Origin of the sequence: Jeotgalibacillus sp. ET6 (assembly GCF_029667115.1) — a bacterium.
In the GTDB taxonomy this organism is placed as follows: domain Bacteria; phylum Bacillota; class Bacilli; order Bacillales; family Jeotgalibacillaceae; genus Jeotgalibacillus.
Genome location: NZ_JARUIU010000312.1, coordinates 1 through 235, shown reverse-complemented (window position 1 = coordinate 235; position 235 = coordinate 1). Strand labels below are relative to the sequence as shown.

Below are 235 nucleotides of genomic sequence, written 5' to 3'. Positions count from 1 at the left end.
AGTTCTTCTGCGCTGAGAATCAGCATTTTCCGGCAGCTGAAACGGTTCTTCTCCCATATACGGGTATTAAGCAATCTGGGTGTCAGTTTAAATAAAGCAAGACAACAAGTGCTTCAGCTGCCAAGATTTTACCTCACACAGGTCGCATTATTTGCCAATGAACTTCAAAAATTCGGCATCTCACCATTTATTACCCGTTTATTTCTCCACAAACAATCCGTTTTCCGCTTTTTCC

1 protein-coding gene is annotated in these 235 nt (G+C 41.7%); it reads left to right on the top strand.

Annotated elements, in window-relative coordinates:
* Positions 1–235, top strand: a 235-nt coding sequence (locus P6709_RS20350) for a hypothetical protein (RefSeq protein ID WP_278242687.1), incomplete at both ends; no start/stop codon positions are given.